Consider the following 9,696-nt stretch of genomic DNA (forward strand, 5'->3'; position numbering starts at 1 on the left):
GACGGGGGACAGGGCCCGAGGGGGGCCGAGGGCCGATGGGGGATACGGCCCGAGGGGCCGGGCCGCTGGCGGGGGTGCCGAGGCCCGAGGGGCCCACGGGGGGTAACGCGGCCCGAGGGGGGCCGACGGGGGACGGGGGAGGGGACCGGTGGCGGCCACGCGTACACACGGGGGTACGCGTCGCCGCCACCTTCCCGTGTTCCTGGGAGATGACGCCCCGATGGACACCCGGCCCCGGAGAGGTGATGTGTTCCGGCGGCAGCCAGGACCCGGTGCCGGAGGGTCGATCATGGGGGCGCGTGGCCGATATGGTCGATGTACGCCCGCCCCACCGGACGCCCGACCGTCGGAGGTTTCCCATGCCGAACGGCTCGCTCTCCCTTGCCGCCTCGCTCTACCTGCTCTCCTACGACCCCGAGACCGGCCGGCCCACCGCCGCTCACACCGCACTCCTCGTACGCGCCGCCGCCCTCACCGAGCTCGTCCAGCGGGGCATGCTCACCGACGCCGACGGCTGCCCATGCCCGGTGGCCGACGCCGCCACCGGGGATCGCGCGCTCGACGGGCTGCTGGAGCTGATCGGCGAATCCCGGCCGCGCAGCTGGCAGATCTGGGTGGGACATCAGCCGCGGCTGACCGAGCACGCGGTCCGCGACCAGATGGTGGCGGCCGGTTATCTGCGGGCGAAGGGGAAGCGGATGCTGGGGCTGTTCCCGGCCAGGGAGTACACGCTGGAGCGGCCCGAGCCGGTGGTCGGGATGCGGGATGACGTGGTGCGCGTACTGCACGGCGAACAGCCGGCGGCCGAAGTCTCCGAACGGGACGCGGCGTTGGTCACCCTGGCGGCCGCGGGTGAGCTGAGGACCGTCGTGACGGCCACGGACGCCAAGGTCCGCAAGCGCCGGATCCTGGCACTGGGGGAGCGCTGCGGGGGCATGGGCCCGGTGCTGGAGAAGGTGATCGCCCAGGTGCGTACGGCGCTTGCCGCCGCCGTCGCCACGGCCATGCTGGCGGCGACCACGGCCGTGACCGCCACCTGACCCCGCACCGCGGGGATTCCGTACCGCGGGGATTCCGTACCGCGGGGATTCCGTACCGGCTCAGGCGTCCCTCAGCAGCGACGCCAGCCCCTGGTCCAGGTCGAGCTCCCCGGCCTCGTTGCCCTCGGGGACGACGGCGTACGAGCGGCCGAGGAATCTGCGGAGGTCGGCGGTGTCGAACTGGACCATGGCCATGCCCTCGGGGGCGTGGAACTCCAGGACCGTCCGCCGCGATCCGCACGGCCACATCTGTACGTCCCCGCTGCCCGCCGGGCCGCGCAGCCCGGCCGCGAGCAGCTCCCGCCCGAACGTCCACTCCACCTCGGAGCCGTCGAGGGACGCGGAGGGCGGGAAGGAGACGCGGACGGCGAACGGGTCGTCCCGCTCGTAGCGCAGGCAGGCCGGGATCGCGCGTGACTCGGGCGTCGACGCGATGAGCTGTGCCTGGACGGCTTGGTCGATGACAGTGGTCACGTCGGGCTCCCTTGCGATAGGTGCGGGGCGCGTCGCCCTTCGACCGTTAAGACGTTTGGGCGATCAGGGCAGTGCACCCGCTTTCGACGTGACGTGCGTCACGACTGATTTTTCGAGGGGACATAGGGCATTTAGGCTTGCCAAACCATGCAAGGTCTCGGGGCGCCGTGCGGAGCTGTTACAGAACGTCGGTAGTGACGAGGCACCCACCCCAGGGGTTGTTCCACCATGACCGAAGGTCACGCGGCGCCCGACGCGGCCGCCTACGCGAGAATCTATGAAGCCGAATATCCGCGTTTGTGCGGATATGCCCGAACTCTCACCGGCAACCCCTGGGTTGCGGGCGATCTGGTGGCCGAGGCGCACTACAGCGTGTGGCGCCGACTGCGCGCCGGGCACCCCCTCGGTGCCGACGCCATCCCGGACGAGCTGACGAGCGCCGTAAGGGCGCTCTCGGCCGGGGCGGGGGGCTGGGGCCCGGCGCAGCAGGCGTCGTATCTCGAACCGCTGGTGCGGGTTCTCGATGAGCTGCCGCAGCGCTGGATCAAGGTGCTGTGGCTCGCCGAGGTGGACGGGCTCCCGCCGGAGGAGGTGGCGCGGCGGGCCGGGATGACCGACGACGACGCGGCGGCCCTGGTGGAGCGCGTCCGGGAGAGCGTGCGCCAGGAGTTCCTGCGCGCCCAGCCCGGCTATCCGGCGAGCGCCGCGTGCGGTGCGCACTGGGAGCGGCTGCCCGACCATGTGCGGGGCGCGGACTCCCCGCACCAGGCCGAGGAGATCGCCGTGCACATCGACGGCTGCCGGGACTGCCGGGGCCGCATGGAGCAGCTGGTGGCGGCCGACGACCGGCTGCCCGCACTGGTCGGCCCGGCGCTGCTTGACCTGTACGACCGGGGCATGGCGCGCTTCCTGGCGCCGCTGGTGGCCGCGGGTGGCGCGGCTGTCGTGGCGGCGGCCGGAGCGGGCGCCATGACATCCGGCGGTGCGCATGCGGCTCCCTCGAACGGGCCGCTGGTCTCGTCCCGCCGCTCCATGCAGCACCTCGTCCGGGGGCGGGTGCGCCAGGCGGGGCCGGTAGCGGTGGCGGCGGCCGCGGGCGGGGTGCTGCTGGTCGCGGGGGCGGCGGTCATGACGGGGCTGGCGCTGACGGACGGCGGCCCGGCGGAGGCGCAGCAGCCGGCGACGGCGTCGACGCCGTCCATATCGGACACCTCCGACTCTTCTTCCGCTTCTTCCGGCTCCTCGTCGGCGTCGGGCACGTCCGGGGCGTCGCGGCACTCGGACGGGCCGCGGGCGGGCGTTCCGGCGTCCCGGAACCGGCCGTCCACGTCGGGCGTGCCCACGGGGCACTCCCCGGCGGATGTGCCGTCCAGCGCGGTATCGCCCTCGCGGAAGGCGCCGTCGTCCTCTTCCTCCGCTTCGCCCTCGTCGCGGCCCTCTTCGCCCTCTTCGTCCGCTTCCTCCTCCGCCTCTTCCTCCGCGTCGAGCGGCCCGTCGCACCGGCCGACCGGCGAACCGACCGGGAAGCCGACGGACGGCGGGACGGCGGACCCGGAGGACACCCCGAGCGGGCGGCCGACGCGGCGCCCCACGGATGAGCCGACGCAGCGGCCCACGGCCAAGCCGACCGACTCCGGCTCTGCCTCCGGCTCCGGCTCCGGCTCCGGCGACTCCCGGGACTGTGTCTCGCTCGTGGTGCGGCTCTGCGTGTCCCGCTAGGGCGGGTGGGGGTGCCCGCCGGGTCCTGACGCCTGCGGCGGGCTGTTCCCCTCCCCGCCCCTCCCCGAAACCGGGGCTCCGCCCCGGACCCCGAACCGGGGCTTCGGCCCTTCCCGCCGCATGGCCATGCGGCTCCGCCACGTGGTGGGGCTTCGCCGCAGGCCCGGGGTCCAGGGGCGGAGCCCCTGGTATCGGGAAGGGGCGGGGAGGGGAAAGCGCCCCGCCAGACGCCCCGTAGCGCGTGCGGCCACCAGGGCTCAATTACGGAACGTGTCAAGCATGTTGCCCTCCGGAGCGTAAGCTCAAAACAAGCCAGCGGTCCCAGCCGGACAGCGGGACCAGGAGGGATGGACCAATGACGTTCCAGCCGCGCGAACTCTTCCCCGACCGCTCCGCACGCGACCTGTTGGGCGCGGAAATCCGCCGCCACCGCGAGAAGGCGGACATGTCGCTGCGGCGGCTGTCCGAGGTGCTGAACTACAGCAAGTCCCACCTCGCGCGGATCGAGGCGGCGGAGTCGCTGCCGTACGACGACCTACCGGCGAAGCTGGACGCGTGCTTCGGCACGGATGGGTTATTCGCGAGGCTGTACGCGCTGGCGAAGAACGAGCCGTTTGCCGGTAAATACCGCCGGGTGGTGGAGATCGAAAGCCGGGCCGTCGTCATCGAGCAGTACATCAGCGGAAGTGCTTCCGGACTGCTCCAGACACCGAAGTATGCGGAGTCATTGATGCGAGGTGTCCATCCGCATGCGCCGCTCGCGGAGATCGAAGCGATGGTCAAGGCCCGTGTCGACCGGCAGGCGTTGCTGGATCGACCCAAGCCGCCACGCTGTTGGTTCATCCTCGACGAGGCAGTGCTACGCCGTCCCGTTGGGGGATCCGAGGCAATGCGCGATCAGTTGGCGTCTCTGATCCGGCGTGGGGCGGAGTCGCACGTGACCATCCAGGTGCTTCCCTTCGCAGTGGGTGAGCACCCAGAGATGCTGGGTGGCGCGCTGACGCTCTACACGGTGCCCGAGGGACCACAAGTGGCCTATGAGGAAGGCAGTCGGTCCGGGACCATCATCGAGGACCGAGTGGGAGTCGCAGTGCGCCGGGAGAACTACGATCTGCTCAGGGCCATGGCCCTCTCGCCTCGCGACTCGGAGGCGATGATCCGAGCCGTCATGGAGGAATGGACCCGTGCCGATCAACCCGGACCTGAGCACTGCCGCGTGGCGCAAGAGCAGTTACAGCAATGGTGACGGGGGCGAATGCGTCGAGGTCGCCGACAACCTCCCGGGCGTCATCCCCGTCCGCGATTCCAAGAACCCCGATGGACCCGCCCTCATATTCGCTGCCGGAGCATGGGCCACGTTCATCGCAAGCCTCAAGACGGGCTGACTCATGCCAACCACCCCGGACCTGAGCGCTGCCGCGTGGCGCAAGAGCAGCTACAGCAACGGCGACGGCGGCGATTGCGTCGAGGTCGCCGACAACCTCCCGGGCGTCGTCCCGGTCCGCGACTCCAAGAACCCCGACGGCCCCGCCATCCCGTTCCCCACCAAATCGTGGGCTGCGTTCATAGCCTCGCTCAAGGCATGAGCGATCGCCGCATGCTGGAATACGAACGGTTTCATGACCATGCACCGTAGCGTCCGGGCGGTGAACAGGCGTCCATAGCAGTCGAGTTGGGCAGGGTCCGGCCGGGGCCATCCGGATTTGGCGGTGGAGGTGAGCCATGAGGAAGGCGCGTGCGGATGCGGGTCTTTCGGCGTTCGAAGTGAGAGCAGGAGAGGCCGCACGGACCCTGCTGCACAACCAGGGCTACGACGGCGGGTGGGGTCTCACGCTCACGTCGGTGTCGTCGATCGTCAACACGAGCGAGGTCCTTCCGATCCTGCGGGCCGCCGGGCTCGCGGGGCAGCCGGTGCGCGAGGCACTCGACTTTCTGACCGGCGCCATTCCGGAGCACTGCCGACCCCGTCACAAGGGCGGCCGTGGTGAGCACACCCGCTTCGTCGCCTTCGGCCTGACCGGACTGCTGTCGCACCCGCGTTTCTTCCACCACGACGGTGTCGTGGAGGCCGCGGTCTGGTGCGTCGGCTGGCTCCAGGACCATCGCGTTGACCACGGCTGGCCCGAGGTACTCGGTCTCGACGACACCTCGCTGCACCAGACCGCCCTCGCCGTGCACGGGCTCGCCCAGCTCAGGGACACCCTCCACGAGATCGGCCCGGGTTTCGTCCTCCCAGGCGGGGCGGACACCACGAGCCTGCTGGGGCGAGTCGAGCCACTGATCGACCACGGCGTCCATGGTCTTCTCTACCACCGCCGGTCCAGCGGCGCCTGGGGTTGGCGCACCTACGTGGATACCGACCCGAGCCCGAGCAAGACCGCGCTGTGCCTGCTGGCGCTCTCCGCAGTTGCCTCCGGGGCCGGTCCCGGAGGCGAACCGGCCTACCGGGACGCGCCCCGGGACGCCGGAGGCGTCCACGGCCCGGTGCAGAAGAAGCGGTTGTCCGAGGCGGTCGTCGAGGCTGGGCAGTGGCTGCTGCGCAACCACCACCGCTGGGAGACCTTCGTCGAGGACGACAAGGACGTACAGGGCACTGCGTGGGAGCATATGACGTACGCGTTGTGCACCCAGGCCGTCATTCGGGCCGGCGCCAACCCGCGCGATCCCCGGCTGTCCACGGCGTGGCGGCTGATGAACGACCTGTGGGAGCCCGAGGTCGGGATGTGGAACGAACCCGGCGCCTCTGTCAAGCGCGCCACTATCCGCGCGGCGTACTACACCGTCTCGGCCTACCAGGAGGCCCTCGGCCGTCTCGCCCGGATCGGCATCGGCGAGGAAGCCGGGGCAGGCGACAGCGACATTGCGGCGGAGATCCCCCTCAGGGGCGCCGAGCTTGCCGCTGGGCACACGGTCATGCTGACCACACCGGACAGCGACGGCCAGGTGGCATGTCAGCTCTCGGAGCGGCTGTTCGACCTGGCGAAGGTCGTGCATGACGGTCCTGGCGAGGGCATGTCGACCGAGCAGATCGCCCAGGCCCTGTTCGTTGCCCCGTCCTCGGTTCCCAAGTACGTCCAGCGCCTGAACCAGGCGGTGTCCGCCGCCCTCGGCGGCGCCCCGGCCCGGCTGCTGATGGCCGACACCGTGAACGGGGCCGGCGGCTACGTCTGGGCCCGCTCGGAGGCGACCGGGTAGTTCAGCAGGGCGAAGCGTGCCAGGGAGCGGACCTGTTCGAAGGTCGGCAACTGCTCCAGGTCCTCCAGGCTGAACCACCCAGCCCCGTGCACCTCCTCCAGCTGCGCCTGCACGGCCTGCTCGCCGGTGCCTGCCTGGCGGCGGATGTAGAAGAACTGGACCAGGGCGGGGATGGCGAACCCTTCCCGCTCGATGTCCACGTAGAACGGCACCGGCTCGGGGGTGGCGTTGTGGTCGGCCGGGTGGATGGCGGGCTGGCTGGAGATCGCCTCCACCAGCAGGCCGGTCTCTTCTTTGAATTCCCGCACGGCCGTTCCGGCGAACGACTCGCCAGGCTCGATGTGCCCGCCGGGCGGGACCCACTTGTCGAAGCGGTTGTGGTGGACGAGCAGCACCTTGCCGCGCTCGACGAGGTAGCCCGAGCAGATGTACACCAGACCGACGTCGCGGGCGGTCCGGCCGTCGTGAATCAGAATCGAGCGAGGCACGCTCGCCACGATAGCCCACCGGCCCTTTCCTGAACTCGCCAGTAGAGCAGGGGCTTCGGGTGCCGGATGACATGTCATCGGCGATGACATCGCAATGTCATCGCATACACGTCATGACAGGCCGGAAGGTGGACGCGTGCCCCGCCGCTGCCGATCGGCTGCGCGGGCGAAGGCCCTGTTCGGTGAGGGAAAGGACCGTGATGCGCACCCGCATCTCCGGCTGGCGTGCCCGCTACGATCAGTGGTTCACGGTCCCGCAGACCGTGGTTGTTCAGCCCACGACCTGGTGCAATCTCGACTGCCACTACTGCTACCTGCCTTTCCGCAAGCTCAGGCACCACATGCGCCCCGATGTCGCCGCCGCCCTGGCGATGTCGGTCGCTCAGCTCACGGCCAGCGGCAGCCCGCCCATCGGGATCGTCTGGCACGGCGGGGAGCCCCTCGCGCTCGGCCCGCAGAAGTTCAGGGCGCTGCTCGCCCCCTTCGAGGATCTGCGCCTCGCGGGCCGCGTCCACCACTACGTGCAGACCAACGCCACCCTGATCACCGACACCTGGTGCGAGCTGCTGACCGCATACGACATCCGCGTGGGCGTGAGCATCGACGGCCCGGCCGCGTTGAACACCGAGCGGGTCGACCTGCGCGGCAAGCCTGCCTTCGACCGGATCCTCCACGGCGTCCGGCGACTGCGTGAGTACGGCATCCCGTTCTCCGTGATTTCGGTCGTCGCCACCGAGTCGATCACTCAGCCCGAAGAACTGCTGGGATTCCTGGCGGAGCTTGGCTGCCACTCGGCGGGGTTCAACATCGAGGAGGTCGAGGGCGTCAATACCGATCGGCAGGCGCCCACCCCCGCGCAGGCCGAGGAGTTCTGGCGCCGCACCCTCATCTGGACCCGCTCCCAGGGCGACCGCCTGAAGGTGAGGGAACTTGAACGCCTCGCCGAGTACTTGCACCTGATCCGCACTGGACAGCGCGCGGCATGGGACGAGCGGCGCCTCGATCCGATCCCCACCGTCTCCGTCGCCGGTGACGTGGTGCTGCTCTCCCCGGAGCTTGCGGACACCACCGACCCTGCCTACGGCGACTTCCGCGCCGGCAACATCCTCCACCAGTCCCTGCCCGTGATTCTGAGCGGCGCGCACCGACTCCGCTACGTCCGAGACTTCCTCACCGGCCTGGACCGCTGCCGGGCCGGGTGCGCGTTTTTCGACTTCTGTCGCGGCGCCCAGGCCGCCAACCGCTACTTCGAGAACGGCAGCCTGAAGTCCACCGAGACCAACTACTGCCGAGTCTCCCGGCAGGCCCTGGTCACGGCCCTGTCCACCCTCGCAACCAAGGAGAAAGGGCAAGCAACATGACACTCCTCGACGGATTGGCCACTTCCGACGCGCCGGTCGTGATGGACTTGATCTCCACCCACGTCGCTCCGGCTCCCGTGACCGCTGGGGTGGCGTGGGACAACCGGCCACATGGGACAACTGGCGGAAGAGCCCCGCACCCTTCGACAATCGGCCCACGTGGGACAACTGGAACAAGAAGAAGTAGCCCACCGTCGGCGGCGTGCCCGCGCGAGGGCGCACCGCCGGTGCCGCACCAGGCCCACCTCATGGGAAGGCATCTCAATGGGAACCCGCACGATCCGCCGCACGAGCGTCACCCTGCCCTCGCTGGACGAGCCCGGCCTGTACCTGTCCCACGTGACCTCGCTCGAAGGCGGTCGTGGCCGGGTCGCGGAGTTCCACTACGGCGACGCGGATCTGCGCGCGCTGGACCTGGCCGACACGCACCTGATCGATGGGCGGGTCTCCGGGCTCAAGACCCAGCGCGCCCGGCTGGAGAAGCTCCGCGTCGACTCTGTGGAATTCACCGGCTGCGATCTGTCCTCCCTGCGCTGGACCGACAGCAAGGTCACCCGCGCCGTCTTCCGAGACTGCAAGCTGATGGGCGCCATGTTGGAGGACGTCACCCTCGACGACGTCCTGTTCGAGAACTGCAAGCTCGACTACAGCACCTTCACCCGCGTCCGGGCCGTCGGACCCCTGATCTTCTCCCAGTGCTCCCTGCGCGAGACCACGTTCGACGCGGCCGACCTGAGCACAGCTGCGTTCGAGGGCTGCGATCTACGGCTTGCCGAGTTCGACGGCGGCACGTACCGCCACCTGGACCTGCGCGGCAACGACCTCTCCCAGCTCCGCGGCCTCGCCTCACTCAAGCAGGTGATCATCGACCATGGACAGACCCCGCAGCTGGCCGAGGCTCTCGCCGCAGAGCTCGACGTCACCTACGGCGAAGACCTCGACGACAAGTAGCCCCTCACCCGATGGACCGATGATGTTCCAGCCGTGCGAACTTTTCCCTGACCGCTCCGCACACGACCTGTTCGGCGCGGAGATCCGCCGCCACCGTGAGAAGGCGGACATGTAGGAGCCGCCCTGCGGCCCGTGTCGTCCTTACGGTCCCCGTGCCGACCTTACGGCCGCTGCTGGCGGTATTCGGTGAGTGCCGGGGCCGTACGGGTGGCCAGGAACTCGGTGATGGTGTATTCGCCGACGCCCGCGACGATGAAGGGGTCGCTCGCCACCATCTCCTCGATCTTCGTTCGGTCGTCGCCGAGCGCCAGGATCACCCCGCCGTCGCGGGGGTTCTTGGGGCCGGAGGCGAGGAAGGCGCCGTTCGCGAAGTGGTCGTCCACCCAGACGAGGTGTTCGGGGAGGGCGGCCTCGACGCGGTCGGCCGAGGCGGTGTACGTGATCTCCAGTACGAACATGACAGCCAGG

The 9,696-nt window shown here is 70.0% G+C and carries 11 protein-coding genes; 8 read left to right on the forward strand and 3 right to left on the reverse strand.

Annotated elements, in window-relative coordinates; all coding sequences use genetic code 11:
• The first annotated feature begins 359 nt into the window (after positions 1 to 359).
• On the forward strand, positions 360 to 1,040 hold the full coding sequence (locus NQU54_RS10900) for a GOLPH3/VPS74 family protein (RefSeq protein WP_069872459.1): 681 nt from the start codon (positions 360 to 362) through the stop codon (positions 1,038 to 1,040).
• A 60-nt stretch (positions 1,041 to 1,100) separates the two neighbouring features.
• Here NQU54_RS10900 and ssgD read toward each other — a convergent pair whose 3' ends face one another.
• Positions 1,101 to 1,514, reverse strand: coding sequence for a spore wall synthesis regulator SsgD (gene ssgD, locus NQU54_RS10905; RefSeq protein WP_069872456.1), 414 nt, complete (start codon positions 1,512 to 1,514; stop codon positions 1,101 to 1,103).
• Positions 1,515 to 1,742: 228 nt separating this feature from the next.
• On the opposite strand from ssgD, the gene NQU54_RS10910 reads away from it, so the two are divergent.
• From NQU54_RS10910 to NQU54_RS10930, 5 genes are all read left to right on the forward strand, one after another.
• Positions 1,743 to 3,233, forward strand: coding sequence for a hypothetical protein (locus NQU54_RS10910; RefSeq protein ID WP_257630886.1), 1,491 nt, complete (start codon positions 1,743 to 1,745; stop codon positions 3,231 to 3,233).
• Positions 3,234 to 3,588: 355 nt separating this feature from the next.
• A complete protein-coding gene (locus tag NQU54_RS10915; protein ID WP_257630887.1) occupies positions 3,589 to 4,479 on the forward strand; it encodes a helix-turn-helix domain-containing protein in 891 nt (296 codons plus the stop codon).
• Positions 4,418 to 4,618 carry a DUF397 domain-containing protein gene (locus NQU54_RS10920; RefSeq protein ID WP_257630888.1) on the forward strand — a complete coding sequence of 67 codons (201 nt, stop codon included), beginning with the start codon at positions 4,418 to 4,420 and terminating at the stop codon, positions 4,616 to 4,618. Before NQU54_RS10915 ends, NQU54_RS10920 begins: the two co-directional genes overlap by 62 nt.
• A 3-nt stretch (positions 4,619 to 4,621) precedes the next feature.
• A complete protein-coding gene (locus tag NQU54_RS10925; protein ID WP_257630889.1) occupies positions 4,622 to 4,819 on the forward strand; it encodes a DUF397 domain-containing protein in 198 nt (65 codons plus the stop codon).
• Between the two features lie 136 nt (positions 4,820 to 4,955).
• Positions 4,956 to 6,428 carry a prenyltransferase/squalene oxidase repeat-containing protein gene (locus NQU54_RS10930; protein ID WP_257630890.1) on the forward strand — a complete coding sequence of 491 codons (1,473 nt, stop codon included), beginning with the start codon at positions 4,956 to 4,958 and terminating at the stop codon, positions 6,426 to 6,428.
• On the opposite strand, the gene NQU54_RS10935 is transcribed toward NQU54_RS10930, so the two are convergent.
• On the reverse strand, positions 6,395 to 6,916 hold the full coding sequence (locus NQU54_RS10935; protein ID WP_257630891.1) for an NUDIX hydrolase: 522 nt from the start codon (positions 6,914 to 6,916) through the stop codon (positions 6,395 to 6,397). The genes NQU54_RS10930 and NQU54_RS10935 overlap by 34 nt on opposite strands.
• 200 nt (positions 6,917 to 7,116) lie before the next feature.
• Between NQU54_RS10935 and amcB the strand changes: the two genes are divergently transcribed.
• The gene (gene amcB / locus NQU54_RS10940; protein WP_257630892.1) at positions 7,117 to 8,277 is read left to right on the forward strand and encodes a cyclophane-forming radical SAM peptide maturase AmcB; all 1,161 of its coding nucleotides are present in this window, start codon (positions 7,117 to 7,119) and stop codon (positions 8,275 to 8,277) included.
• 264 nt (positions 8,278 to 8,541) lie between these two features.
• Complete coding sequence (locus NQU54_RS10945; protein WP_257630893.1) at positions 8,542 to 9,228, forward strand: pentapeptide repeat-containing protein; 687 nt, start codon at positions 8,542 to 8,544, stop codon at positions 9,226 to 9,228.
• Between the two features lie 161 nt (positions 9,229 to 9,389).
• Here NQU54_RS10945 and NQU54_RS10950 read toward each other — a convergent pair whose 3' ends face one another.
• On the reverse strand, positions 9,390 to 9,686 hold the full coding sequence (locus NQU54_RS10950) for a YciI family protein (RefSeq protein WP_093702913.1): 297 nt from the start codon (positions 9,684 to 9,686) through the stop codon (positions 9,390 to 9,392).
• Positions 9,687 to 9,696 lie beyond the last annotated feature (10 nt).

This window comes from Streptomyces malaysiensis subsp. samsunensis (genome assembly GCF_024519315.1).
Taxonomy (GTDB): domain Bacteria; phylum Actinomycetota; class Actinomycetes; order Streptomycetales; family Streptomycetaceae; genus Streptomyces; species Streptomyces malaysiensis.